At 70.9% G+C, this 25,364-nt stretch carries 25 protein-coding genes; 10 read left to right on the top strand and 15 right to left on the bottom strand.

Annotated features, from left to right (window positions below):
- Nucleotides 1–84: 84 nt before the first annotated feature.
- The 4 genes from BLV57_RS26200 to BLV57_RS26185 all read left to right on the top strand — a co-directional run bounded on the left by BLV57_RS26200 (nucleotide 85) and on the right by BLV57_RS26185 (nucleotide 4,654).
- Nucleotides 85–2,169 carry an adenylate/guanylate cyclase domain-containing protein gene (locus BLV57_RS26200; protein WP_091292993.1) on the top strand — a complete coding sequence of 695 codons (2,085 nt, stop codon included), beginning with the start codon at nucleotides 85–87 and terminating at the stop codon, nucleotides 2,167–2,169.
- On the top strand, nucleotides 2,162–2,875 hold the full coding sequence (locus tag BLV57_RS26195) for a GAF domain-containing protein (RefSeq protein WP_218134881.1): 714 nt from the start codon (nucleotides 2,162–2,164) through the stop codon (nucleotides 2,873–2,875). Before BLV57_RS26200 ends, BLV57_RS26195 begins: the two co-directional genes overlap by 8 nt.
- Nucleotides 2,872–3,651, top strand: a complete 780-nt coding sequence (locus tag BLV57_RS26190) for a S8 family serine peptidase (protein ID WP_091292989.1) — start codon at nucleotides 2,872–2,874, stop codon at nucleotides 3,649–3,651. The genes BLV57_RS26195 and BLV57_RS26190 overlap by 4 nt, the downstream gene beginning before the upstream one ends.
- 70 nt (nucleotides 3,652–3,721) lie before the next feature.
- Entirely contained in the window at nucleotides 3,722–4,654 is a 933-nt protein-coding gene (locus tag BLV57_RS26185; protein WP_091292987.1) for a 5'-3' exonuclease, read from the top strand.
- Between the two features lie 51 nt (nucleotides 4,655–4,705).
- Here BLV57_RS26185 and BLV57_RS26180 read toward each other — a convergent pair whose 3' ends face one another.
- The 6 genes from BLV57_RS26180 to BLV57_RS26155 all read right to left on the bottom strand — a co-directional run bounded on the left by BLV57_RS26180 (nucleotide 4,706) and on the right by BLV57_RS26155 (nucleotide 11,785).
- Nucleotides 4,706–5,221 (bottom strand): GNAT family N-acetyltransferase, encoded by a 516-nt coding sequence (locus BLV57_RS26180; protein WP_091292986.1) that lies wholly within the window; start codon nucleotides 5,219–5,221, stop codon nucleotides 4,706–4,708.
- Nucleotides 5,221–6,432: a GNAT family N-acetyltransferase gene (locus BLV57_RS26175; protein WP_091292984.1), complete on the bottom strand. Its 1,212-nt coding sequence runs from the start codon at nucleotides 6,430–6,432 to the stop codon at nucleotides 5,221–5,223. The genes BLV57_RS26180 and BLV57_RS26175 overlap by 1 nt, the downstream gene beginning before the upstream one ends.
- 41 nt (nucleotides 6,433–6,473) lie before the next feature.
- Nucleotides 6,474–6,845, bottom strand: coding sequence for a DUF4333 domain-containing protein (locus BLV57_RS26170; RefSeq protein WP_245757518.1), 372 nt, complete (start codon nucleotides 6,843–6,845; stop codon nucleotides 6,474–6,476).
- Between the two features lie 46 nt (nucleotides 6,846–6,891).
- Nucleotides 6,892–8,088 carry a GNAT family N-acetyltransferase gene (locus tag BLV57_RS26165; RefSeq protein ID WP_091293273.1) on the bottom strand — a complete coding sequence of 399 codons (1,197 nt, stop codon included), beginning with the start codon at nucleotides 8,086–8,088 and terminating at the stop codon, nucleotides 6,892–6,894.
- 55 nt (nucleotides 8,089–8,143) lie between these two features.
- Complete coding sequence (locus BLV57_RS26160) at nucleotides 8,144–8,932, bottom strand: DUF4333 domain-containing protein (RefSeq protein ID WP_091292981.1); 789 nt, start codon at nucleotides 8,930–8,932, stop codon at nucleotides 8,144–8,146.
- 81 nt (nucleotides 8,933–9,013) lie between these two features.
- Nucleotides 9,014–11,785: a DEAD/DEAH box helicase gene (locus tag BLV57_RS26155; RefSeq protein ID WP_091293271.1), complete on the bottom strand. Its 2,772-nt coding sequence runs from the start codon at nucleotides 11,783–11,785 to the stop codon at nucleotides 9,014–9,016.
- A gap of 101 nt (nucleotides 11,786–11,886) precedes the next feature.
- On the opposite strand from BLV57_RS26155, the gene BLV57_RS26150 reads away from it, so the two are divergent.
- From BLV57_RS26150 to BLV57_RS26130, 5 genes are all read left to right on the top strand, one after another.
- Nucleotides 11,887–12,489, top strand: coding sequence for a hypothetical protein (locus tag BLV57_RS26150; protein ID WP_091292979.1), 603 nt, complete (start codon nucleotides 11,887–11,889; stop codon nucleotides 12,487–12,489).
- Between the two features lie 65 nt (nucleotides 12,490–12,554).
- Nucleotides 12,555–13,562, top strand: coding sequence for a FecCD family ABC transporter permease (locus tag BLV57_RS26145; protein ID WP_091292978.1), 1,008 nt, complete (start codon nucleotides 12,555–12,557; stop codon nucleotides 13,560–13,562).
- Complete coding sequence (locus BLV57_RS26140) at nucleotides 13,559–14,593, top strand: FecCD family ABC transporter permease (RefSeq protein WP_091292976.1); 1,035 nt, start codon at nucleotides 13,559–13,561, stop codon at nucleotides 14,591–14,593. The genes BLV57_RS26145 and BLV57_RS26140 overlap by 4 nt, the downstream gene beginning before the upstream one ends.
- The gene (locus BLV57_RS26135) at nucleotides 14,593–15,435 is read left to right on the top strand and encodes an ABC transporter ATP-binding protein (protein ID WP_091292974.1); all 843 of its coding nucleotides are present in this window, start codon (nucleotides 14,593–14,595) and stop codon (nucleotides 15,433–15,435) included. The genes BLV57_RS26140 and BLV57_RS26135 overlap by 1 nt, the downstream gene beginning before the upstream one ends.
- Nucleotides 15,419–16,423 carry an ABC transporter substrate-binding protein gene (locus tag BLV57_RS26130; RefSeq protein WP_091292973.1) on the top strand — a complete coding sequence of 335 codons (1,005 nt, stop codon included), beginning with the start codon at nucleotides 15,419–15,421 and terminating at the stop codon, nucleotides 16,421–16,423. The genes BLV57_RS26135 and BLV57_RS26130 overlap by 17 nt, the downstream gene beginning before the upstream one ends.
- Before the next feature lie 304 nt (nucleotides 16,424–16,727).
- On the opposite strand, the gene BLV57_RS26125 is transcribed toward BLV57_RS26130, so the two are convergent.
- From BLV57_RS26125 to BLV57_RS26085, 9 genes are all read right to left on the bottom strand, one after another.
- Nucleotides 16,728–17,615 (bottom strand): diacylglycerol/lipid kinase family protein, encoded by an 888-nt coding sequence (locus BLV57_RS26125; protein WP_091292970.1) that lies wholly within the window; start codon nucleotides 17,613–17,615, stop codon nucleotides 16,728–16,730.
- Nucleotide 17,616: 1 nt separating this feature from the next.
- The gene (tatC, locus tag BLV57_RS26120) at nucleotides 17,617–18,585 is read right to left on the bottom strand and encodes a twin-arginine translocase subunit TatC (protein WP_091292969.1); all 969 of its coding nucleotides are present in this window, start codon (nucleotides 18,583–18,585) and stop codon (nucleotides 17,617–17,619) included.
- Nucleotides 18,586–18,649: 64 nt separating this feature from the next.
- Nucleotides 18,650–18,964, bottom strand: coding sequence for a Sec-independent protein translocase subunit TatA (tatA, locus tag BLV57_RS26115; protein WP_091292967.1), 315 nt, complete (start codon nucleotides 18,962–18,964; stop codon nucleotides 18,650–18,652).
- A 31-nt stretch (nucleotides 18,965–18,995) separates the two neighbouring features.
- Nucleotides 18,996–19,208, bottom strand: a complete 213-nt coding sequence (locus BLV57_RS26110; RefSeq protein WP_091292965.1) for a bacteriophage holin — start codon at nucleotides 19,206–19,208, stop codon at nucleotides 18,996–18,998.
- Between the two features lie 9 nt (nucleotides 19,209–19,217).
- Nucleotides 19,218–20,189: a helix-turn-helix transcriptional regulator gene (locus BLV57_RS26105; RefSeq protein WP_091292963.1), complete on the bottom strand. Its 972-nt coding sequence runs from the start codon at nucleotides 20,187–20,189 to the stop codon at nucleotides 19,218–19,220.
- Nucleotides 20,186–21,169 carry a helix-turn-helix transcriptional regulator gene (locus tag BLV57_RS26100; protein ID WP_091292962.1) on the bottom strand — a complete coding sequence of 328 codons (984 nt, stop codon included), beginning with the start codon at nucleotides 21,167–21,169 and terminating at the stop codon, nucleotides 20,186–20,188. The genes BLV57_RS26105 and BLV57_RS26100 overlap by 4 nt, the downstream gene beginning before the upstream one ends.
- Nucleotides 21,170–21,226: 57 nt before the next feature.
- The gene (locus BLV57_RS26095) at nucleotides 21,227–22,252 is read right to left on the bottom strand and encodes a WD40/YVTN/BNR-like repeat-containing protein (RefSeq protein WP_091292960.1); all 1,026 of its coding nucleotides are present in this window, start codon (nucleotides 22,250–22,252) and stop codon (nucleotides 21,227–21,229) included.
- A 50-nt stretch (nucleotides 22,253–22,302) separates the two neighbouring features.
- Nucleotides 22,303–23,388 carry an epoxide hydrolase family protein gene (locus tag BLV57_RS26090; RefSeq protein ID WP_091292958.1) on the bottom strand — a complete coding sequence of 362 codons (1,086 nt, stop codon included), beginning with the start codon at nucleotides 23,386–23,388 and terminating at the stop codon, nucleotides 22,303–22,305.
- A gap of 43 nt (nucleotides 23,389–23,431) precedes the next feature.
- Nucleotides 23,432–24,880 (bottom strand): alpha/beta hydrolase, encoded by a 1,449-nt coding sequence (locus BLV57_RS26085; RefSeq protein WP_176968811.1) that lies wholly within the window; start codon nucleotides 24,878–24,880, stop codon nucleotides 23,432–23,434.
- Nucleotides 24,881–24,988: 108 nt separating this feature from the next.
- Here BLV57_RS26085 and BLV57_RS26080 point away from each other — a divergent pair, with 108 nt between their 5' ends.
- Nucleotides 24,989–25,351 (top strand): PPOX class F420-dependent oxidoreductase, encoded by a 363-nt coding sequence (locus BLV57_RS26080; protein ID WP_091292955.1) that lies wholly within the window; start codon nucleotides 24,989–24,991, stop codon nucleotides 25,349–25,351.
- Nucleotides 25,352–25,364: the final 13 nt, after the last annotated feature.

The raw sequence follows: 25,364 nt of genomic DNA, 5'->3' as shown, positions 1-25,364 counted from the left end.
GGACGGTTTCCCTGATCTACGTCCTCAGATCGGTCGAGGTTCGCCCTCGGAAGGTATTTTTTCGCACGCTCCGTCGTACTGTCGGTGCGTACCGCAACACTGTTCAAGGAGGCCGACCTGTCCACCAGCGCCCGACCCGGCCTGCCGGTCGTCATGTGGTTGCTGCATCTGGCACTGCCGATGCTCGGGTTGTGGCTGCTCATCGCCCGTCCCGAGTTCGATCTGCACTGGGAGGACCACCTTTCCCACCTGTGGCTGGTCGCCGGGGTCGCGGCCGTCGGCTTCGCGCTCGCGGTGCGGATCAACCAGCAGGCACGGACCCGGTCGGACGCCAGGCTGGTGCTCGTCTCGCTCGCGTTCATGGCGGCGGCCGGGTTCCTGGCGGTGCACGCGGTCGCCACCCCCGGCGTGCTGGTGCACGGCACGAACCTCGGGTTCGCGATGTCCGCCCCGATCGGGTTATTCGTCGCCAGCGGCGTGGCGGCGTTGTCGGCGATCGACTTCTCGCAGACCGGCGCGGAACGCGTGCTGCGCGCGCAGGCCGCCGCACGCGTCACCTTGATCGTCCTGCTGGCCGCGACCGGCTGGGCGGGAATCGCCGTCCACACGCATTCCGCGACGGAAGCCCATGGGCCACTCGTGCTAGTGGCTTCCGCCGGATCACTGCTGTACGCGGTCGCCGCGCTCCGATTCTTCCTGATCCACCGCCGCCGCCCGGCCGCGATCCTGCTGAGCGTCATCACCTCGTACGTCCTGCTCGCCGAATCACTCATCGCGATGGCGTACGCGCGCAACTGGGCGGTGTCCTGGTGGGAATGGCATCTGCTGATGCTCACCGCGTTCGGCTTCGTCGCGTACAGCGCGCACATCCACTATCAGCGCGAGGGATCCCGCTCCGGGCTGTTCAACAGCGTCGCGCTCGAACAGACACTCGACGACGTCCGCCGCGAGCACACGGCCGCGCTGGAAGCGCTCACCGAGACGATGCTCGCCTCCCCCGACAGCGCCGCGGCCGGCCGGGTGACCGCCCGCCTCGCCGCGGAATTCGGCCTCACCGAACGCCAGGCCGAGGTGCTGGAACAGGGCGCCGTCGCCGTCGCGCGCGAACGTGAGCAGACACGGCGCCTCGGCGCGCTCGTGGACGTCGGCCTGCTGGCGCGGGTGAGCCTCGCCGAAGCGCCGCTGCTCACGTCCATCGCGGACCTGGTGCGCGGCGCGTTCGGCGGCGACCAGGTGCGGATCCGGATTGTCCGCAATGGACGGTTGCAGACCGCGGCGGGCGCGATGGAGTTCGACGAGGAGCACCTCGCGCAGAGCGTGCTCGCGTCGCGTGAGCCCGCCGAACCGGACGGGCGCGGCCTGATCGTGTTGCCGCTGACCGTGAAGGACCACGCGTCCGGCGTGCTCGAGGTGTACCGGCCACAGGGAACTTTCTCGCCCCACGACCGATTCGTGCTGCGCTCACTCGCCGGGCAGCTCTCACTCGCGCTCGAGAACGCGCGGCTGTACCAGCATCTCGACGGCCTGTTCCGCTCCTACCTTTCCCCCGACGTCGCGGGCGCGCTGATCGCCGACCCGGCGCAGGCGGCGCTCGGCGGCGAGACGGCCGAAGTCACCGTGCTCATCGCCGATCTCGCCGGGTTCACTGCCTTTTCGGAGCGTTCGGATCCGTCGGACGTCGTGACGATGCTCAATACCTATTACGGCGCGGTCGTTCCGTGTGTGCTCGCCGAGGGCGGGACCATCACCCAGTTCGTCGGCGACGCGGTGGTCGCGTTGTTCAACGCCCCGGTCCGCCAGTACGACCACGCTTTACGTGCCGCACGGGCGGGTTTGGCTTTGCAGGAGGCGGCGGGCGAGATCGCCGAAGACGGCTGGCCCGCGTTCCGGGTCGGCATCAACACCGGTCCCGCGCTGGTCGGCAACATCGGCAGCGAGGCGATGCGGCACTTCACCGCCATCGGCGACACGGTCAACCTCGCCGCCAGGCTGGAAAGCACGGCGCCGACCGGCGGGGTCGTGCTCAGCGCGGCGACCCGAGGCAGGCTGCCCGCGTCCGCGCGCGCCGAGCGGCTCGGCGCGATCACCGTCAAAGGCAAGAGCGAACAGGTCGAGGCGTACCTGCTCAAGGAGATCGAAGGGGGCCACGGTGCCGGAGTCCGTGACTGAGGTGCTCACCGCGCTGGCCGTGCTGGCGGCCGAGACCGGGCCGTCGCTGGCCCCGGTCGGGCTGGACGAGCAGCTCGCGGCGGTCGTCGCGACCGCGCAGCACCTGACCGGCGCGACCGCGGGCTCGGTCGCGCTCGTCGACGGCGGCGAGCTCGTGTTCCGGGTGGCGACCGGGCCTGGCGCCGAGCGCATCACCGGGGTGCGGATCCCGGTCGGGCGCGGGATCGCGGGCTGGGCGGTCAGTTCCGGCCAGGCGGTCGCGCTCGACGACGTGAGCCAGGACCCGCGGTTCGCGCGCGACGTCGCCGAGGCGATCGGCTATGTGCCGCGCGGGATCGTGGCCGTCCCGCTCGACACCGACGACGAGATACTCGGCGTGCTCGAACTGCTCGATCCCGCGCCGGGCAGGCTGGCGCTGTCGGCGCTCTCGCTGCTGGCCAGGCAGGCGGCGTTGTCGGTGGTGACCACGCGGGCGTTCACCGACTTCGGGCGGCTGCTGTTCACCGCGGCCGCCACCGCCGTCGACGGCACCGATCTCGCGCGGGCGCTCAGGGCCGCCGCCGCGCAGGCACCCGCCGGGCGCGCGGAACCCGCTTCGCTCGCCGCCGACCTCGCCGCGCTGAGCAGGCTCGGCGCGGAGGAACGCGAGACCGCGCACGCGCTGCTGCGCACCTTCCTCGGCTACGCGGCAGGGCGCGACCGATGAAGCCCGCGTGGTCCTGGCAGTTCGACCGGCCGTCGGCCGCGCCGGCCACGCGCCTGCCCGGCGAGATCACCCGCGACTGGGCGTGGGGATCGAGCACGGGGGCCGGTGTGAAGGTCGCGGTGGTCGACAGCGGGATCGACACCACGGCGGTCGGCCCGATCGCCGGTGGCGTCGCGGTGGAAGTCGTCGATGGCAAGCCGGTGCTGCTCGACGGCGATCACGAAGACCTGTTCGGCCACGGCACAGCCTGCGCTGGCATCATCCGCCGGGCGGCGCCGGAGGCGGCGCTGTACAGCGTGCGGGTGCTGAGCACGACGCTCAGCGGGACCGGCGTGGCGCTGCTCGCGGGCCTGCGCTGGGCGCTCGACCACGGCATCGGCGTGATCAACCTGAGCCTGAGCACCAAGCGCCGTGAGCATTTCGCCGCGCTGCACGAGATCGCCGACCGCGCCTACTTCCGCAACACGGTCCTGATCGCGGCGGTCAACAACGTGCCCGCGGTGAGCTACCCGGCCGAGTTCGCGTCGGTGTTCTCGGTCGCCGCGTGTGAGGGGACCGGGCCGTTCGTGTTGCGCTACAACCCTTCCCCGCCGGTCGAGTTCGGCGCGCCCGGCATCGCGGTCGAAGTGCCGTGGGCGGGCGGCGGCACGGTCACCGCGACCGGCAACAGCTTCGCGGCCGCGCACGTGACCGGCCTGGTCGCGCGCGTCCTGGGCAAACACCCCGGCATGACGCCGTTCCAGCTCAAGACGATCCTGCACGCCGTGGCCGACTGACCGTCGCCATCTCGATCAGCGGCGGCATGCCGCCCAGTCAACACCCGAAACTCGTGGCAAGCTGTCCACCGTGACACTCGCCCTGCTCGACTCCGCGAGCCTGTACTTCCGTTCGTTCTACGCGCTGCCGGAGTCCATGACCGCACCGGACGGCACGCCCGTCAACGCCGTGCGCGGCTTCACCGACACGATCGCGCGCATCCTCACCGACCGCAGGCCGACGCGGCTCGTCGCCTGCCTCGACGCGGACTGGCGGCCGAAGTTCCGCACGGACCTGCTGCCGAGCTACAAGGCGCAGCGCGTCGCCGAGGACGTCACCGACGGCTCGGAGGAGGTGCCCGACACGCTGACCCCGCAGGTCCCGATCATCCTCGACCTGCTGGAGGCGTTCGGGCTGGCCACCGCCGAGGCCGCTGGCTACGAGGCCGACGACGTCATCGGCGCGCTCGCGCACCGCGAGAAGAAGGACCCGGTCGAGGTCATCTCGGGTGACCGCGACCTGTTCCAGATCGTGCGCGAGGAGCCGACCACCGCCCGGGTCATCTACGTCGGCAAAGGCTGGGCGAAGGCCGAGGTGCTCGGCCCGCCGGAGATCGCCGAGCGCTACGGCGTGCCGGTCGAGCAGGCCGGTCCGCTCTACGCCGACATGGCCGCGCTGCGCGGCGACCCCTCCGACGGGCTCCCCGGCGTCGCGGGCATCGGCGACAAGACGGCCGCGAAGCTGATCACCCAGTTCGGCTCGCTCGCCGCGCTGGTCGAGGCCGCGAACACCCAGGACAGCCGCCTGCCGCTCAAGATGCGCCTCAAACTGCAGGACGCGGCGGACTACCTCGCGGTCGCGCCGACGGTCGTGCGCGTCGCGGTCGACGCGCCGGTCGAGCAGTCCCGTCCGGACACCGTGCCCTCGGCTCCCGCCGACCCGGACCGGGTCGCGGAACTCGCCGAGCGCTGGAACCTCGGCACCTCGGTCACCCGCCTGCTGAAAGCCCTCCCCAGCGCCTGACGTCGTGAGTGGTATGGCCGGTTCTAACCGGCCGGAACACTCACGACCCGGCTACGGGGTCTTGCGGAAGAACGTGGTCGGCTTCATGACGCCCGCCGGGTCGCGGGCGTAGTCGGGGACGGTGGCGACCTCGGTCCAGCCGGTGGCGCGGTAGAGCCGCTCGGCTGGGCTGCCGGTTTCGGTGTCCAGCAGCAGAAGCGTGATGCCGAGGTCGCGGGCGGCGTGCTCGGCCGTCGACAGCAGGACACGGCCGAGCCCGCGGCCGCGTGCCTTGCGGTGCACCACGAGCTTCGACAATTCCGCGCGGTGTAAGGCATTGGGGAGCGTCGCGCGTCGCAATTGGACGGTGCCGACGATCTCGTCGTCCTCACGGGCGGCGAAGACGATCACGTGACCGGCCTCGGTTCCCGGCACCAGGTCCTGCCACCAGGCGACCAGCTCGAGGTGCCCGGCCGGGTCGAGGAAGCCGATCGACGCGCCGTCTTCGACCGCGTCGACCAGCAACGCGGCGAGTCCGTCCACCGAGGCCGCGAGCTGGGCCGCGGTCAGTCGCTTGATCGTCGTCATCAGAAGTGCGTCCCGCACCACGGCTCGGCGGCCGTCTGGAAGAGCGCGTCCAGCCGGGCGGGCGCCTCGGCGTCGAAGACCTCGATCCGGCCCGCCCGGGCCAGCAGGCTCGGGCGCCAGCCACCGAGGTACAGCATCCCGAGCGTTTCGATGTCCAGCCGGACGTCGGCGGGCGCGTCGGTGCGGGACGCGCCGTCCGGGGTGACGCGGTAGGCGCCCGAGTTCGCGATCAGGTGACGGTCGGCGACCTCGATGACCACCGGCTCGGCCTGGCCGTAGGCGCGCGCGTCCAACGCGGCCGGCACGTCGAGCAGGCGCAGCCAGAGTTCGTCTTCGATGGCGGTCGTGCGGCAGGCGCGCGGGTCTTCGAGCATCGCGGGCAGCGTGTCGTCCATCGGCCTGACGTTCGCGTAGGCGGTCTGGACCAGGTCGACGCTCAGCAGGAATCGCCACAGCCCGGCCAGCGCGGCCGGATTCGCCGCGTGCAGCTCGCGCACCTGCATCGTCGTGCGCCACTCGGCCAGCACGGGCGCGCGCTCGGTGGCGGTGACGAACGTGGCGAACCCGTCGGCGCCGTCCCTGCCGTAGTGGACGGCCACCCGGTGGCCGTCGAGGACGCGTGTGTCGTGGTCGTTGAGCCACCAGTGATCGGGCCTGGCGATGTTGCCCGGCCTGAGCGAACCGATCGAGCGGAACAAAGCGGGCACGATCGTCAGCGCGTCGGCGTCACCGAGCAGCCGGACCCGGCCGGGCCGCGGCGCGTCCGCGCGCCAGCGCACCTTGGCGCGATCGATCGCGAAGATCTGCCCGCGCGCGGCCGCGCCATAACCGTATCGGCCGTAGATCGTGGCCTCGCTCGCGTGCAAGCCGGCCAGCACCTGCCCGCGGCCGACGAAGTCGGTCAGCTGCGCGGCCATCAGCTCGGTCAGCACCCCGCGCCGCGTCCAGTCCGCGCGCACGCCCACGCCGTCGACCGCCGCGAAGGGCAACCGGCGCCCGCCCGGCACGAGCATCTCGGTGGTGAACGAGCTGGTCACCCCGATCGGCTCGTCGCCGTCGAAGGCCGCGAACTTGCCTTCGGCGGTCCACGCCGGAGCGATCCGCGCCCAGTGCTCGTCACTGACCGGCGGGCGATGCAACGCGCGGCCCAGTACATCGCGGGTCGCCCGCTCTTCGCCTTCGGCCACCGCGCGCACCACGTACTCGCTCATACAGCCGATCTTGCCAAGGAAATCCGGGCGCGCCCACCCGTTTACTTCACGGGAGCGCCGACCTCGTAGTTGCCGTCGGTGCCCTTCACCGTGATCGGCACCCGCTTCGGCGCACCGCCGACGCTCGCCTCGCAGTCGAAGATCCGGCCGTCCTTGACTTCGAGGTCCGCCGGGCAGGTCACCTCGGCGACATCGGAGACCTTGTACGACTCGGTGAGGATCTGCTTGACCGAGCGTTCCATCGCGACGTGGTCGAACACCTTCGTCCGCGGTGTCGTCTCGACCGGCACCGACGCCAGCGAGGAGGCCGGAGCCGTGACCGTCGTCGTGGTGACCACCGGCGCCGGATCGCCACCGGAACAGGCCGTGAGCAGGACCACGCCCGACAGCCCGGTCAGGACCGTCCGCAGCACCAACCCGGAACCTCCCTGGCAGACAAGGCGGACAAGATCGCCCAAGTCAGAAGAAAGTACCGCACCAGGCCGCCACCCGCGTACTGAACAGCAGGTCCGCCGCTTCCGCCGCTCCCGGTTCGAGCACTTCGACCCGCCCCGCGGTCGCCAGCGCGGACGCCTGCCTGGCGCCGAAGTACAGCATCGCGAGCGCGACGACGTCCAGGCGCAGCGCGGCGGGTTCGTCAGTACGCGCGACGCCGTCCTCGCCGATCCGGTAGCGGCCGGAATTGGCAGGAAGGAAGGCATCGACCACCTCGAGCACGAGCGGCGGGCCGGTGTAGGTGCGCGCCGCCAGCGCCGCTTCGACGTCGACCAGGCGCGTCCAGCACTCCTCCTCGTACCGCGTGACCGTGCACTGGCGCGGGTCGGTGAGCAGCAGCTCGGCCGGTTCGTCGACGGGCCGGAACAGCGTCCTGATCTCGTCGACCAGGTCGACACCGAGCAGGTACCGCCACAGCCCCGCGAACGCGCCGGGGTTCGTGTATTCCAGCGCTTCGATACTGAGCACGGCCGGGTCCGGCCACCGGCGGCGCACGGAGTAGACCGCGAACCCGTCCGGCCCGTCTTCGCCGCGGTGGACCACGGTGATCATCGGGTCGTCGGACTGACGGCACATCTGCCCGAACCCCGCCCACCAGTAGGAGGTCCGCGTCATCATGCCCGCGCGCGTGTGCGGCATCGCCTCGTACAGCTTCGGCAGCTGTTCGAGCGCGGTTTCGAGCGGCAACCTGGTGATCTCGCCGCTAGCGGGCACGCCGTCATGCAGCTGGGCGCGGCGGGTGTTGATCGAGTAGCTCTTGGAGAGCGTGCTGATCCCGTAGCCGAACCGGCTGTAGATCAAGCCTTCGGAGGCGTAGAGGGTCGCGGCGACCACACCGCGTTCGGCGAAGTCGGCGAACTGCGCGCGCATGAGTTCGGTCATCAGGCCACGCCTGGTCCGATCGGACCGTACGCCGACACTGGTCACCCCGGCGAGCGGGACGCGGCGGCCGCCAGGCACGGTCAGCTCGGCATCGAGCGAGCGCAGCGTGCCGACCAGTTCGCCGTCGAACGCGCCGATCGACCGTCCAGGCTGGTAGCTCCCCCTGCCCCGCTCGGCCTCCTCGTCGGTGAGGTCCTTGAGGTGCAGCGTGCCGCGGAACAGGTCGGCCGCGGCGCGGTGCTCGGCGGGGTCCAGCGTCCGGATCTCGTACTCGCTCATGGAACGCATGATGGCCTGCCCGAAACCGGGCAGGCCATCCATTTAGCGCGTGTCACTACTTGGCGGGGATGCCGACCTCGTAGTTGCCGTCGGTGCCCTTCACCGTGATGGGCACCTTCTGGTCCTTGCCGTTGATGGTGGCGGTGCAGGTGAAGCTGCCGCCGTCCTTGACCTCCTGCTCGGCGGGGCAGGAGACCTTGGTGACGCCTTCGAGCTTGTACGTGCCGGTGAGGATCTTCTGCACGTCGTTCTGCATGGCGTTGTTGTCGAACACCTTGGTGTTGAAGAACCCGGGCGCGACGAAGCCGAGCACCAGCACGGCGGCGACCACGACGAGCGCCGCGCCGATGCCGATGAACAGGCCCTTCTTGGACTTCTTCTCCGCGGCGGGCGGCGCGGCCGGGTACCCCGGCTGCTGGCCGTACTGACCAGGCTGGCCGTACTGGATCTGCTGCGGCCCGCTCTGCGGGTACGCGCCGCCAGGCTGCTGCTGGGCCCATTGCGACGGGTCGTGCGCGCCGGTCTGCCCGGGCTGCTGCTGGGCCCACTGCTGCGGGTCGTGCGCGCCCGTCTGGCCCGGCTGCTGCTGCGGGGCCCACTGCTGCTGGGTCTGGTCCGGCTGCGCCCACTGCTGAGGCTGTTGCTGCTGCGGGTAGCCGGGCTGCTGACCGTAGGCGGGCGGCTGCTGGCCCCACTGTTGCTGCTGCTGAGCGGGGTCCTGGCCATAGCCGGGCTGCTGCTGCGGCCCGCTCGGCGGCGGCGGGTACGCGCCACTCGGCTCCTGCCCGTGCTGGGGCTGCTGACCCCACTGTTGCGGGTCGTTGCCGCCGTACGGCGTGCTCATCTGTTCGCCTCCGCCAAAGTCACCATGGATTACCGGATCGATCCAACCACAAGGTCCAAGCCCACACACGCACCATTCGGCCTAGGCACCACCCGCGGCGACCACGCCGCGTCGCAGCGCGCGCACCGCGTCGGCCGCGGCGGCGCCGATCGGATCGGACTTGCCGAGCACCTCCTTGATCTGGTCGAGCAGGTCGATGACCTGCCGTGACCAGCGCACGAAGTCGCCAGCGGAGAGTTCCTGGCCGTTCGCCTCGGCCGCGGTGAGCACCTTCTCCAGCGACTCGCCGCGCGCCCACCGGTACACCGGCCAGGCGAACCCGGCGTCCGGCTCGCGGGTGCGTTCGAGCTTGTGACGCCGCTCATCGTCGGCGATGTCGGCCCACAGCCGCATCATCTCGTCCCACGCTTCGGGAACCGCGCCCTGCGGCAGCCGCGCCTCCCCCGCGATGTCGCGGCGCGCCTCGAAGACCAGCGTCGACACGACCGCGGCCAGCTCGGGCGGCTTGAGGCCCTCCCACACGCCGTGGCGGATGCACTCGGCGGCGAGCAGGTCGGACTCGCTGTAGAGCCGCATGAGCCGCTTGCCGTCCTCGGTGACGTGCTCGCCGTCGGCCGCCTTCTTCACGGGCGTGAGGTAGCCGCGCTCGGTCAGCAGCGCGCGGATCCGGTCGAAGGCACGCGCCAGCGAGTGCGTGGTCGCGGCGACCTTGCGCTCCAGCTGCTCGGTCTCGGCGGACAGTCGCTGGTAGCGCTCGACCCAGCGCAGGTTCGCCTCACGTTCGGCGAGCCCGTGGCACGGGTGCGCGCGCAACGCGCGGCGCAGCGCGGCCAGCTCGCCGTCCTCGTTCGCGCCGGACCGCCGCTTTTCCCTGCCTGGCAAGGAAATCCCGGCGTTGCGCAGGCTGGACGCGATGTCGCGGCGGCTCTTCGGCGAGCGCAGTTCGACGTGCTTCGGCAGCCGGATGTGCCCCAGCGGCTCGACCGGCGACGAGAAGTCCGACGCCGACAGCGGGCCGGACCAGCGGTCCTCGGTGACCACCACGGGCCGCGGCTCGCGGATCGGGTCGAGCCCGGGGTCGACGACCACGGCGAGCCCCGACCGGCGGCCCGCCGGTACCGCGATCACGTCGCCCTTGCGGAGTTTCTCCAGCGAGGCGGCGGTTTCGGCGCGGCGGCTCGATGTGTTCTGCCGCGACAGCGTCTTCTCCCGCGCGGAGATCTTGGCGCGCAGCTCGACGTACTCGAGCAGCTCGTCGAAATCGCCGGTGGTGGCCTTCTTGTACCCGGCGAGCGCCTCCCGGTTGCGGTCGATCCGCCGCGCGGTGCCGACCACCGACCGGTCGGCCTGGAACTGCGCGAACGACAGTTCCAGCAGGTCACGGGCCTCGTCGGCGCCGAGCTGGGCGACCAGGTTGACGGCCATGTTGTAGCCGGGCCGGAACGACGAGCGCAGCGGATAGGTGCGCGTGGACGCGAGCCCGGCGACCTGCTTCGGGTCGACACCCGGCTGCCACGCGACGACCGCGTGGCCCTCGACGTCGATGCCCCGGCGCCCGGCCCGCCCGGTGAGCTGGGTGTACTCGCCCGGCGTGAGGTCGACGTGCGCCTCGCCGTTGTACTTGACCAGCCGCTCCAGCACGACCGTGCGCGCGGGCATGTTGATGCCCAGCGCGAGCGTCTCGGTCGCGAAGACGACCTTGACCAGGCCCAGCAGGAACAGCTGCTCGACGGTCTCCTTGAACGCGGGCAGCAGCCCGGCGTGGTGCGCGGCGACGCCCCGCTCCAGCGCGTCGCGCCACTCCCAGTACCCGAGCACCTCGAGGTCGCCCTCGGGCAGCCCGGCGGTGCGCTCGGCGACGATCCGGCGGACCTGCTCGACCTCGTCCGGCCCGTTGAGCCGCAGCCCGGAGCGCACGACCTGGCCGACGGCCGCGTCACAGCCCGCGCGCGAGAAGATGAAGTCGATCGCGGGCAGCAGCCCGGCCCGGTCGAGCCGCTCGACCATGTCCGCCCGCTGCGGCGGGCGGAACCGCGGCCCGCGCGGCGGCGGGTTGCGGCGGCCACGCGGCCCGCGCAGCCCCGGTCCGCCCTGGTAGCGGTGGTTCTCCTCAACCTTGCGCAGCAGCGTCGGGTTCATCCGCAGCTCGGTCTCGCCGTGCTCCTGGCCCGCGAACAGGTCGAGCAGCTGGTTGCCGACCAGCATGTGCTGCCACAGCGGCACCGGGCGATGCTCGTCGACCACGACCGTGGTGTCGCCGCGCACCTCGACCAGCCACTCGCCGAACTCCTCGGCGTTGCTGACCGTGGCGGACAGGCCGACCACCTTGACGTGCTCGGGCAGGTGCAGGATGACCTCCTCCCACACCGGGCCGCGGAACCGGTCGGCGAGGTAGTGCACCTCGTCCATGACCACGTACGCGAGCTCGTCGACGGTGGAGGACCCCGCGTACAGCATGTTGCGGAGCACCTCGGTGGTCATCACGACCACCTGGGCGCCGCCGTTGATCGAGGTGTCGCCGGTCAGCAGGCCGACCTTGTCCGCGCCGTAGCGGCCGACCAGGTCGGTGAACTTCTGGTTCGACAACGCCTTGATCGGCGTGGTGTAGAAGCATTTGCGGCCTTCGGCGAGCGCCAGGTGCACCGCGAACTCGCCGACAACGGTCTTGCCGGCGCCGGTCGGGGCGCAGACGAGCACGCCGTGCCCGCCCTCCAGCGCCTCGCAACCGCGGACCTGGAAGTCGTCGAACTCGAACGACGCCTCCGCCGCGAAGCGGGTCAGCTGCGGGTACTTGCCGCGGCGCTGTGAGGACGCATAGGCCTCGGCCGGTGATTGAGAAGGGCTATTGGCCACCTGATCAGGGTTCCACATGGCACCGACAGTTCGCACGCGGGAACCTGACGGCGGCCCGCGGGGTCTCAGTGCCGTACCGGGACGGAAGGAGAGGGTGAGCCGTGAACATCGCTTGTCCGCAGTGCGCGCAGGTCGACCAGGTGCAGAGCGTCCCGGCGGTCCACCAGGGCGGTTCGGTCACGCACAGCGTGGTCGGCGGCGCGATCCCGGTCTCCTACGGCGACGGGAATGTCACCTATCTGCAGGGCAACTACCGGGGCACGTCGATGTCGGCGCTCGCCCGCGAGCTGGACCCGACCCCGCCGCTGCGGGGCGGCGGCTGTTTCCTGGCGCTGGCGATGGTGCTGCTCATCCCGGCCGTCTTCATGACGATCATCGGCTTCCTGGTGCTCGGCGACCACCACCCCGAGATGGCCGAGTCGCCGATCATCTCGACGATCACCGTGTTCGCCCCGGCGGGCCTGCTGCTGGCGATGGTCGCGCTGTTCGCCGGGCTGTACGGCACGCGCGTCAAGAAGAACCGCCATCTGCGGCAGGGCACGCCGGAGTCGCGGGAGCTCTGGGCCGGCGCCTGGTACTGCCACCGCTGCGGTGGCGTCTTCCTGCCGGAGCAGACCCGGCACGCGGTCCCGGCGCGGCAGCTGATGTCCCCGTCGACCTTCCGTTCCTACGTCTGGCGGGCGGGCGGCTACCCGGCCGCTTAGGCGGCTGACCACCGGCGATATAGGGTAGGCATACCTTAGATCACCGTGGACAAGCGAGAAGACCTGTGCGAGCCAGAGCGACCCCGCTGACGGCATGGCTGCTGGTAGCGGCGGCGGCCGTGGTGTTCGCCGCGCTGCTGAGCATCTCCGTCGGCACCCGTGAGCTGTCCTTCGCGACCGTGCTCGACGCGCTGGTCCACTTCGACGCGGCCAATCCCGATCACCTCGTCGTGCGCGAGCTGCGCCTGCCCCGCACGCTCGCCGGGCTGCTGGCCGGGGTCGCGCTCGGCCTGTCCGGCGCGGTCATCCAGGGCGCCACGCGCAACCCGCTGGCCGATCCCGGGCTGCTCGGCGTCAACTCGGGCGCCGCGTTGTTCGTCGTGCTCGGCATCGGGACGTTCGGGATCAGCAGCGTCGGCGGGTACGTGTGGTTCGGCTTCGCGGGCGCGGCGGTCGCGGGCGGGGTCGTCTACGGGATCAGCTCGCTCGGACGGGCGGGCGCGACGCCGGTCAAGCTCGCGCTCGCCGGAGCCGCGGTCTCGGCCGCGCTGGCCTCGGTGACCAGCGCGCTGCTGCTGACCGACACGACCACGTTCGACCAGTACCGGTTCTGGCAGGTCGGCTCGCTGACCGGGCGCGACGCGGCCACCATCGCGGGCGCGGTGCCGTTCATCGTCGCGGGCGTAGTGCTGACGGTGATCGCGGCCCGCATGCTGAACGCGCTCGCGCTCGGTGAGGACGTCGCGCGGTCGCTGGGCCAGAACGTCGGGCTCGCCAGGGCCGTCTGCGCGCTGGCCGTGATCGTCCTTTGTGGAGCGGCGACGGCGATCGCCGGGCCGATCGCGTTCGTCGGGCTGACCGTCCCGCACGTCGCGCGGATGCTCACCGGGCCGGATCATCGCTGGCTGCTGCCGTTCTCGGCGCTGCTCGCGCCGTTGCTGCTGCTCTTGTCGGATGTCGTCGGCCGGGTGGTCGCGCGGCCCGCGGAGGTGCAGGTCGGGATCATCACGGCGTTGCTGGGCGCGCCGGTGTTCGTCTGGCTCGTGCGCCGCAAGAAGCCGGTGGCGGTATGAGCGCGCTCGCCGAAACCGTCGGCGTCATCCGGGCGGTGCGAAGGCGTGGTTTCGTCCGAAGCCGTTCCGTCTCAGTGGTTTTGCTACTGGCGGTCGCCGCGATCCTCGCGGCGGCGCTCGCCGTCGGGGATTTCGAGGTCCCGCTGGGTGATCTACCGGGCATCCTGCTCGGCGACGGCTCCGGGCGCGGCGCGCATGTCGTGCTGGAGTTGCGGCTGCCACGCGCGCTGACCGGGCTCCTGGTCGGGATCGCGTTCGGCATGGGCGGCGCGCTTTTCCAGCGCCTGCTGCGTAATCCGCTCGCCAGCCCGGACGTCATCGGCGTGACGCAGGGCGCGAGCGCGGCCGCGGTGACCGCGATCGTGCTGTTCGGCGCGTCGGGTGCGCTCGTGTCGGCCGCCGCGCTGGCGGGAGCGCTGCTCGCGGGCCTGACGATCTATCTGCTCGCGCGGCGGGGCGGGGTGAGCGGCTACCGGCTGGTGCTGATCGGCGTGGGCGTGGGCGCGGTGCTGAGCAGTGTCATCTCGTACCTCATGACCTGGGCGGACACTACGCTGGCGCAGCAGGCCCTGGTGTGGCTGACCGGCAATCTCAACGGCCGGAGCTGGGAGCACGTCGGGCCGCTCGCCGTCGCGCTGGCGGTGCTGGTGCCCGCCGCGCTGCTGGCGAGCCGAGCGCTGACCGGGCTGCAGCTGGGCGACGACACCGCCGCCGGGCTTGGCCTGCGTGTCGAACGGACCCGCTTGCTGTTGCTGCTGATCGCGGTCGCGCTGGCCGCGTTCGCCACCGCGGCGGCCGGGCCCGTGGTGTTCGTCGCGTTCGTCGCCGACCCGATCGCGAGCAGGCTGACCGGCGCGCGCGGCGGTCTCGTGCCCGCGGCATTGACCGGGGCGCTCGTGGTGCTGCTGGCCGATTTCACGGCCCAGCACCTGCTCGGGCCGCAGCTGCCGGTCGGCGTGGTGACCGGCGCGGTCGGCGCGCCATACCTGCTGTGGTTGCTCGCGACGGCCAACCGGGCCGGGCGGATCTGATGGGGAAAGCCGTGACACCGACGCTGCACACCGAAGACCTCGAACTCGGCTACGGGCCGCTGCGGGTGGTCAAGGACCTCTCGGTCCGCATCCCCGACGGCAAGGTCACCATGATCGTCGGCACCAACGCGTGCGGGAAGTCGACGCTGCTGCGCGGTCTCGCCCGCCTGCTCACCCCGACGGCGGGCGCGGTGTTCCTCGACGGCAAGGGCATCACCACCTTGCGCAGTAAGGACGTCGCGACCGTGCTCGGCATGCTGCCGCAGTCGCCGACCGCGCCGGAGGGCATCACGGTCGCCGATCTCGTCGGCCGCGGGCGGCATCCGCACCAGGGCATGTTCCGGCGCTGGAGCGAGGAGGACGACGCGGCCGTCGCCCGCGCGATGCTCGCCACCGACACCGTCCAGCTCGCGTCGCGCCCGGTCGACGAGCTGTCGGGCGGTCAGCGGCAGCGGGTGTGGATCGCGATGGCGCTCGCGCAGCAGACCCCGTTGCTGCTGCTCGACGAGCCGACCACGTTCCTCGACATCGCGCACCAGGTCGAGGTGCTCGACCTGCTCGCCGAACTCAACGCCGCGGACGGCCGCACGATCGTGATCGTGTTGCACGACCTCAATCTCGCCGCCCGCTACGGCGACCATCTCATCGCCATGAAGGACGGCCGCATCGCCGCCGAGGGCGCGCCCGCCGAGATCCTCACCGCCGAGCTGGTCGAGGAGGTCTTCGGCATGCCGTGCCGGATCATCGCCGACCCGGTCTCGGCGACCCCGATGGTCGTCCCGATCGGCAGGCACCGAGCTTTCGCCGCAGGAAAGGAAACACCGGATGCTATCTCGTCCTAAGTGGACAATCGCGGTCGCGTTGGTCTTGCTCGTGACCGCGTGCGGCCAGCCGGCGAAGCCGAGTTCGTCCGGCGTCGGCGACACCGAGGTCGCCACGGGCGGCCGTCTGTTCGCCACCGCCGACGCCGAGACAGCCAAGCTCGGATCGGACGCCGCGCCCGGCGTCTTCCCGCGCACGGTCAAGCACTCGCTGGGCGAGACAAAGCTTGAGAAGAAGCCCTCGCGGGTGGTCGTGCTCGACAGCGGTGAACTCGACGCAGTGCTCTCGCTCGGCCTCACCCCGGTCGGCATGGCGACCACCGCGGGCCAGAGTGGCGTCCCGTCGTACCTGGCCGACCGTGTGAAGACGGTCCAGACCGTCGGCGAGATCAACAACCTCAACCTCGAGGCGATCACCAAGCTCAACCCGGACCTGATCCTGGGCAGCAAGCTCCGCGCCAACGACCTGTACCCGCAGCTCTCGGCGATCGCGCCGACGGTGTTCAGCATCCGCCCCGGCTTCCCGTGGAAGGAGAACACGCTGCTGGTCGCGGACGCGCTCGGGCTGGAGACGCAGGCCGACACGGTCCTCAACGACTACCAAAAGCGCGTCAACGAGGTGAAGCAGGGCATCAAGGGCACGCCCAAGATCTCGCTGCTGCGGTTCCTCTCCGGCAACATCCGGCTGTACGGCAACCTGTCGTTCATCGGCGTGATCCTGAAGGACGTCGGCCTGGCGCGCCCGGCCAACCAGGACATCAACGAGCTCGCCGCGCAGATCTCCAAGGAGCGCATCGACCAGGCCGACGCCGACTGGATCTTCTACTCCAGCTACGGCGCCGGCCCCAGCCCCGACGAAAAGGCCGTCACGTCCAGCGGCCTCTGGACCGCGCTCGGCGCGGTCAAGGCCGGCCACGCGATCCCCGTCAACGACGAGGTCTGGTTCCTCGGCCTAGGCCCCGTCGGCGCGATGAAGGTCTTGGACGACCTCAAAAAGCACCTCGCCTGAGCGCTGGGGTCGTGAGTGTTCCGGCCGGTTCTAACCGGCCTAAACACTCACGACCCCGGGGTGCGCTCAACTGGCGATTCCCGGCAGCAGAAGGCATGAGCGCCTCGTTCACAACGTTCAGCGTTGTGAACGAGGCGCTCACAACGCTCGCGACGCCCGGTTCTGGGCGAGCCAACGGGCCAAGGGCTCGTGCGCGTTGCGGGCGGTTCTAACCGCCCGCAACGCGCACGACTCGCTCGGGCTCGCCCACGGCACGTGACAAGGGGCGCCCTTGCAACGCTCTGGGTGACAAGGGCCGCCCTTGTCACCCCTGAGCAGGGGAAATGCCGACGAGGGTCAGGGCGCCGGGGATGCAGCGGATGTCGGTGGGGACGTGGCCGAGTGGTTCGCCGTCGGCGTAGACGGGCCAGGCGTTGCCGTCCAGGTGGACCGACTCGGCCTTGAGCGTGCGGACGGCCGGGTGGTCGATGTGCTTGCCGGTGCGCAGGCTCGGCAGCATGCGCAGCAGCTGGCGGCGCGGGAGTTTCCCGACCACCGTGACGTCGAACGTCCCGCTGTCGGGACGCGCGCCGGGGCAGATCGGCACGCCGCCGCCATAGAACGGCGTGTTGCCGACCGCGACCAGTGTCGCGTCGAGCTGCAAGGTCTCGTGCTCGGTCCGGATCAGCACCGGCCGCGCCCGGAACGAGGCCAGCTCGGCCAGAATCGCGACGTCATAGCGCCGCGGCCCGGAAGGCCAGCGCAGGCTGTTCGCGCGCTCGTTGACCAGAGCGTCGAAACCCGAGCACAGCACCGTCGCGAACCAGGTGTCGCCGACGCGCCCCAGGTCGATCCGGCGCCGGGCCGTGAGGTCAAGCGCGTCAACGGCCGCCAGTGGATCGCTGGGCACGCCCAAAGCGCGGGCGAAGTCGTTGCCGGTCCCCGATGGGACCAGGCCCAAAGCCACGTCGGTGCCCGCGCAGAACTGGACGCCTTGGTGCGCCGCGCCGTCACCGCCGAGCACCACGAGGACGTCGAGTCCCTCGGCGGCCGAGCCCGTCATGAGTGCACGAGATTCGGCAACCGTGTTGGCGACCAGAACATCGAGACGGTCGACTCGAGCGCGGAGCCGGGCCGCGACCGCGTCCATGATCCTGGCGGCCGCGCCGTGCCCGGAGGCGGGGTGGACGGCCAGCGCCGCGTGGATGCCCAAGCTAGGTGATGTCGTCGGTGCTGGGCTTGACCTTGGGCTTGTCTGCGGCGTCGTCGTCGACCGTGCTCGGCGTGTACTCGAACGGCGCGGCCTCGTCGTCGGCGAGCTGGTCCCAGCCCTCAGCGTCACGAGCCTTGTCGAGCTTGCGGTCGTGGAAGCGAGCGATCTGGATCGACACCTCGAACAGCACGGTCAGCGCGCCAGCCAGGCCGATCATCGAGAACGGGTCCGAGCCGGGCGTCGCGAACGCGGCGAAGACGAACAGCACGAAGATGATGCCGCGGCGCCACTTCTTGAGCTGCTGGTACTTGACCACGCCGACGCGGTTGAGCATCACCACGAACAGCGGCAATTCGAAGCTGACACCGAAGATGACCAGCAGCGACAAGATGAACGAGATGTACTTGTCACCGGTCAGCGCGGTGACGAACTGGTCGCCACCGAAGTTCATCAGCAGCTGCAGCGCGTGCGGGATGAGGATGTACGCCAGCACCGCGCCCGCCGCGAACAGCACCGACGCGAACGCCACGAAGGTCAGCGCGTGCTTGCGCTCCTTCGAATACAGGCCCGGCGCGATGAACGCCCAGATCTGGTACAGCCACACCGGCGACAGCAGCACCGCACCGGCGGCGACACCGACCTTCAGCTGGATCATGAAGGCTTCGAACGGCACGGTCTGCAGCAGCTTGCAGTCGTTCGGGCCGGTCGAGCCCAGCCGCCGATGCCAGTCGATGCCGCAGTACGGGCCGTTCATGAGGTCGCCCAGCGAAACCCCGAACACCTTCGTCTGGAACCAGATGAAGCCGAGGATGCCGCCTACCACGATCGCGAGCAGCGCGTAGCCGAGACGGCGGCGGAACTCGTAGATGTGCTCGATGAGCGTCATCGTGCCGTCGGGGTTCAACCGGCGGCTGCGCCTGCGTCGCTTGCTGAAGCGGCCTTCGGCCTTCTCGGAGGCGGCATCCGCCACTGGACGATCCGTTCTCGTCAGAGCCGGCCGGGAACGGTCCCGACCGGCTGGAAGACCAACTACGTCAGCTGGCGTTCTTCTGCTCGGCCTGCTGCTTCTTCAGCTCGTCGAGCTGCTTCTGCAGTGCCGCGACCTGGTCGTCGGCCGAGGTGGCGGGCTTGGCGGCAGGCGGGATCTGCTTGGTGTCCGCGGCGACGACGTCGTCCGAGGAGTCCTTGGCAGCGTCCTTTTCGCCGTGGAGGTCCTTCGTCTCGGCCTTGAAGATCTTCATCGACTTGCCGATCGACCTGGCGGCATCCGGAAGCCTCTTGGCGCCGAACAGCAGCACGACGACAAGAACCAAGATGATCAAGTGCCACGGCTGCAATCCGTTCAGCATGGTGGCCTCCTATCTGCGTCTGGATGCGATGTTACTTGTTTTCAGGCTTGCGTCGACGGTCTTCGATCGCCACGCGCAAGGCCGCCGAGCGGGCGCGGATCATCCCCGCCCGATCTTGGGTGTGCGCAGTGACCATGCTCGCGGTCCGGCTGAACCGACGCAAGGTGCGAAGGGTGCGAACCAGGATGATCCCGAACACGAGCAGCCCGGCCGCGAGGAGCGCGAAGCTTGGGACGTACGACACGCCGTAACCCTACTGGTTCGAAGCGGACGCCAGGTGACGCGCCCGCGCCAGCGCGTCGACGGCTCGCTGACGGACAGCGGCCGCCAGTTCCGCCGGATATTCGACCACCGCGTCGCCGCCGAGCCCGAGCACCAGCCGCACCATCCACGACTCGTCGCCGTAGCGCATCTGCACCCGCAGCCGCCCGCCTTCGAGCTCGTCGAGCTCCTCGCACGGGTAGTACTCGGCCACCCAGCGCGCGTCGGGCGCGAGCACGAGCACGGCCTCCGGCTGCTGCGGCAGCGTCGAGTAGACGCCGCCGGAGATGTCGGTCGGCCTGGCGTCCGGCGGCGGCTGGGCGGGCTCGTCCAGCACGGTGACGTGCTCGACGCGGTCGAGCCGGAACAACCGGACGCCCTCGGCGCGGCGGCACCAGGCTTCGAGGTAGGCGACGGCGTCGACGATCAGCATCCGCATCGGGTCGACCGTGCGCTCGCTGATCTCGTCGCGCGAGGCCGAGTAGTACCGCATCCGCAGCGCCTTCCCGGCGTGCAGGCCCTGCTGGACGATCTCGCGGGTGCGCGCGGTCCGCTTGCCCTCGCGCACTCCCCCGCCGACGACCACGCCCGCGGGCTGCGCGCGCCCGGCGGCGGCCTCGATCTTGGCGATGGCGCGGCGCACGGCGTCGGTGTCGAGCACGCCGGGCGTCTCCGCGAGCGCGCGCAACGCGACCAGCAGCGCGGTCGCCTCGCCGCCGGTGAGCCGCAGCGGGCGGTTCATCCCGGCGTCGTGGGTGACGGTGATCGTCTCGCCCTCGAAGGACAGGTCGATCAGGTCGCCGGGCCCGTAGCCGGGCAGGCCGCACATCCACAGCAGCTCCAGGTCCTTGCGGAGCTGCTTGGGCGTGATGTCGAAGTCCTGCGAGGCCTCTTCGAAGCTGATCCCCGGCCTGGCCAGCAGGTACGGGACGAGCGCGAGCAGGCGCGGCATCCGGTCGTTCATCGGACCCCTCCGTGCACCACGGCCTCGAGCCGCTCGCGGACGGCCTTGGCGAGCACGTCCGGTTCGAGCACGAGCGCGTCGGGGCCCTGCGCGGCGATCCAGTCGGCCGCGCTCTCCGGGAAGTACAGGTTGATCTGGATGACGTCGCCCTCCGTGCCGCCCGCGGTGTCGCGCCCGACCACCCGGCCGCGGCGGCGGACGTTGGCGGCGCGACCGTCCGCGACCCAGACGCGCGCGGTCGCGACGGGCGACTGGTCGTCGGAGCCGCCGCTGGACCCGGCGACGAACTGCAGCAGGTTGACGTCGGCCGGGCGGCGGACCACGCCGGGCTTGCCGACGGTCTTGACCTTGCCGTTGAGCCTGGACAGCCGGAAGCAGCGCGGGGCGTCGCGGTCGCGGTCGTGCCCGACGACGTACCAGCGCGAGCGCCACGACACGACGCCCCACGGCTCGATGGTCCGCATGAGCCACTCGGGCGAGCCGGAGCGCCGGTACTCGAACTGCACGGCCTGGCCGTTCTGCACGGCCGCGAGCAGCGGGCCGAACGCCGATTCGGTGCGCACCTTGGGTTCCACCACGGTCGGCGCCTGGTCGTCGATCTCGACACCGGCCGCGCGCAGCTTCACGAGCGCGCCCTGCGCCTGCCCGGTCAGCTCCGGCGAGTCCCACAGCCGCACGGCCAGCCCGACGGCGGTCGCCTCGTCCGGGCTCAGCTCGATCTCGCCGAGCTCGTAGTCGCGGCGCGCGATGCGGTAGCCCTCGACCTGCTCGTAGACGAAGTTCCGGCCGTACTCCAACGGAATCCCGAGCTCGCGCAGCTCGGTCTTGTCCCGCTCGAAGGTGCGGTAGAACGCCTCGTCGGTGGGCGCGTCGGAGTAGCCGGGCACGATCTCGCGGATCCGGTCGGCGCTGAGGTACTGCCGCGTGGACAGCAGGGCGAGCACCAGGTTGACCAGGCGTTCGGCGCGGGCGGTGGACACCCGACCACCCTAGCCCGCCCGCGTCCGCCCGATCGGGAGGTACTGGCTTTTCCGGGCCTAGCGGTCCAGAACCCCGACCCTGCCCTTCGCCCCGGACGCCCAGCACGCGCCACGCGCGCAGCTGACCGAGTCGAAGCTGCCCGTGTCGAACTGCCGCCAGTGACGGCCGCCGTCCGGGCTGTAGTCGCTGCCGGTCGGCCCGACGGCGAGCACCGTGTTCCCGCGCCAGGCCAGCCCGGACCGGTAGCCGGCGGGCGACTGCGGCGGCGTGCGCCAGGTACGGCCGCCGTCGGAGCTCAGCGCGGTCGCGCCCGAGGTGGCCGGGACCTTGTAGTCGCCGCCGATCGCCACGCCGTGTCCCGGATCGCGGAAGACGACGGAGAAGACACCGGCCGCCTCACCGCTCGGGATCGGCGTGTCCGAGGCACGCCAGTGCCGCCCGCCGTCCCCGGAGCGCAGCACCCTGGCCTTGGCGCCGCCGCCGGTCGCGATCCACGCGTCCCGCCCGGACGTGGTGAGGCACTGCCCGCTGGCGGCGAAGGCGAATTCGCCGGGCAGCGCGTCCGGCATCCCGTCGCCGGGGTTGACCGCCCAGGTCCGCCCACCGTCCTCAGTGGACAGAACGCGGAACTTGCCGTCGACCGGATCGCTCAGCGCCAACCCCCGCCGGTCGTCAGAGAACGAGACGCAGTCGTAGAACGCCTTCTCGTCGGCGTTCTGGAAGCTCAGCCGCCAGTTCTTGCCACCGTCCTCGGTCCGGTAGATCCGCGAGTCGCCGCCGTTGCCGATCGAGAGGATGACGGCGCGCTCGGCGTCGAACGCCTCGATGTCCCGGAACTCGAGGGCCTCGGTACCCGGCGGGCCGACCTTCTGCCACGTCTTGCCCGCGTCGGTGGTGCGCAGGACGGTCCCCTTGCTGCCACTGGCCCACACGACCCGGCCGGAGACGACGTCGAGCCCGCGCAGCTGGGCGTCGACCCCGGACGGCGTGTCCCGCCAAACGGGAACGCAGTCTTCGGCGGCGCCCGCCGTGCCCGGCAGCAGGAGCGGGAGGAGGGCGGTCAGCAGCAAGAGCTTTCGCATCCCCGCATCCTTGCGGAGCCGCCCGCCCGGCGACACATCCGAACGTCTTGTTAAGCCAGGAGACTGAAGAACGCGCGCACCTGCTCTACGAAGAGCTCAGGCTGTTCGTAAGCCGCGAAGTGGCCCCCTCGCGGGACTTCGTCGTACCAGCGAAGGTCGGTGAAACGCTTCTCAGCCCAGCGCTTCGACGGCCGGACGATCTCGTGCGGGAAGATCGTCACCCCCGACGGCACGGCGACCTCACGGGCGTCGAGACCCGAGCTCTCCCAGCAGATCCGCGACGACGAGACCGCGGTCGCGGTGAACCAGTAGACCGAGATGTCGTCGAGGATCTCCTCGTCGGTGAGCGGATGGTCCGGGTCGGTCCAGGTCCAGAACTTCTCGGCGATCCAGGCGAGCTGCCCGGCGGGCGAGTCGGTCAGGCCGTAGCCCGGCGTCTGCGGACGGGTGTCCTGCAACGCGCGGTAGCCGGAGCCGGTCGTGCGATGCCTGGTCAGGTCGGCGAGCGCCTTGATCTCGAACGGCGTGGGGTCGTCGAAGGTGGTGTCGTCGAGCTTGACGCCCGCCATGGTGAAGTGGGCGCCGACGATCTTCTCGGGGAACTGCCTGGCCAGGCTGGCGGTGACGGTCGCGCCCCAGTCGCCACCCTGGGCGCCGTAGCGCTCGTAGCCGAGCCTGGTCATGAGTTCGTCCCAGGCTCGCGCGATGCGATCGACGTCCCAGCCGGTTTCGCTCGGCTTGTCACTCCAGCCGAACCCGGGCAGCGACGGCGCGACGACGTGGAAGTCCGCGCTGAGCGGCCCGAGAACCTTGAGGAACTCGACGACCGAGCCGGGCCACCCGTGCGTGACGAGCAGCGGGCGCGCCTCGGGGTTCGCCGAGCGGACATGCAGGAAGTGGATCCCGAGCCCGCCGATCTCGGTCCGGAACTGCGGGAAGGCGTTGAGCCGCTTGACGAACCCGAAGTCGTAGCCGTCCGCCCAGTACTCGGCGAGCGCCTGGACACGGTCGAGCTGCGCGCCCTGGGACGGGTCGGTCTCGCGCTCGGGCCAGCGGGTACGGGCGAGCCGCTCCTTGAGGTCGGCGATGTCGGCGTCGTCGACGGTGACGTGAAAGGGCGTGATTTCGTTGGTCATGCCAACGAACATTAGTTGGTCGCGCCAACGATTGCCAGTGGTTTCACTTTCCCGGCTTCGCCGAGCACGTCGCGGGCACCGGGGGCGGCTTCACCTCGATCAGGTAGCGGTTCACGTTCTCGTCCACACAAGGCGAGTCGCCGCCGTACACGGAGTGGCCGACGTCGACATTGGTCAGGAGGGTCCCCGACGTCAGTGTCTTGCTCAACGCCTCGGCCCAGCGGTACGGGGTCGCGGCGTCCACCGTGGTCCCGACCAGCAGGATGGGCGCGCCCTCGGCACGCACTACCGACGGCCGCGCGGTCGCGGCGGGCAGGAACGCGCAGTCGAGCAGCTCGGCGCCGTCGCCGAGCCACGAGGCCTTCCGCAACCGCTCGGCGGCGCGTTCGTAAGCGGACAGGTCGGTGGGGCTCGGATGGTCGAGGCAGTTCACGACCGAGGTCGCCGCGTCCTCGGTGTCGTCCTCGGTGTCGTCCTCGGTGTCTTCGGCGTCGTCGCCGGAGTCGTCCTGCTGCGACGGTTCGATCAGCAACTCCGACAGGTCGGCCCAGTCGGCGGGAAAGAGGATCTTCTCGCCGAACTCCGCACGCACGGCCTCGCCATCGGGCCCGTCGAACGCCCGCTTGACGGCGGCGAGGATCTCCTGCTCGTTCTTGCCAGGACAGGGCTTGCGGGTGCGCACCGCGCATTCCTTCGCGTACGCCTGTATCGCCTGCTGCTCACCCTCGGCCTGCTGAACCGCGTCGTCGTCCCACTCGAGGTACACGTTGTCGACGCCGTCGAGCACCATCGCGCGCACCCGGCCGGGGAACCGGTCCGCGTACCGCTGGCCGATCCGGGTCCCGTACGAGTAACCGAGGTAGGTCAGCTTCTCCTGACCGGTCACCGCGCGCAGTACGTCGAGGTCGCCGACCACCTCCGTGGTGCCGAGGTGACGCACGATCTGCTCGCCCGTGTCCGACAGGCACGCGTTGGCGAATCGCTTGGCCTTGGCCACCGAAGCCCCGACCAGCGGCAGGCCCGGCAGCGCCGCACCGGACGGTTCGTCGGAGACCTCGCACCGGAGCTTCGGCTCGCTCCCGCCGACCCCGCGGGGATCGAACCCGACGATGTCGAACCGCTCGCGCACCGCGGACGGCCAGGTCTCGGCGAGATCCTTGACCATGGCGACCCCGGACTGGCCCGGCCCGCCCGCGCCAGCCACCATCGTCCCGATCCGCCGGTCCGGCCTCGTCGCGGGCGCCAGCACCAGCGGCAGGCTGAACGTCCCGGCGTCCGGGCGTGCGTAGTCGACCGGCACTTTTATCCGGCCGCAGCGCAACCGCCCGCAGTCGGTCCAATTCACCCGCTGCCCGTAGAAGGCGGCGAGCCGCGGATCTGCCTCCGGCCGGTCCCCCGATACCGGCGCGGCCGGTTCCGGCGCCGGATCACACCCGGTGAGCGGGACGGCCAGCAACACCAACACCAGCCCCAGCCGCGTCAACACCCTCATCATCGCCCCTCGCTGCACATGCCCTGGAGATACATCCTCCCGCCCGGGATAAAGCCCGCTTTATCCCGCCCTTGACCTCAAGCAATCTGGAGGTTTTAGCGTCGGGGCATGCCACTCAGCGAAACCGAGCTCGACTATCTCGCCACCCAGCGCCTCGGCAGGCTGGCGACCGCGCGGCCCGACGGGACGTTGCAGAACAACCCCGTGGGCTTCGGGTACAACAAGGCCACCGGCACCATCGACATCGGCGGCTACAACATGGCCGCGAGCCGGAAGTACCGCAACCTCGCGGGCAACGACCGCATCGCGTTCGTGGTGGACGACATCGCGTCGGTCGACCCGTGGCGGGTGCGGATGGTCGAGATCCGCGGGCGCGCCGAGGCGATCGAGGCGCCCGAAGACTCGGCGGCGCCCATCGGCGGGCCGATCATCCGGATCCACCCCGAACGCGTGATCAGCTTCGGCCTGTGAAGCCGGGGTCGTG

It is taken from the genome of Amycolatopsis xylanica (genome assembly GCF_900107045.1).
GTDB lineage: Bacteria > Actinomycetota > Actinomycetes > Mycobacteriales > Pseudonocardiaceae > Amycolatopsis > Amycolatopsis xylanica.
Note: the sequence above shows the minus strand (reverse complement) of the source record. Positions and strands in the feature narration are given on the sequence as shown.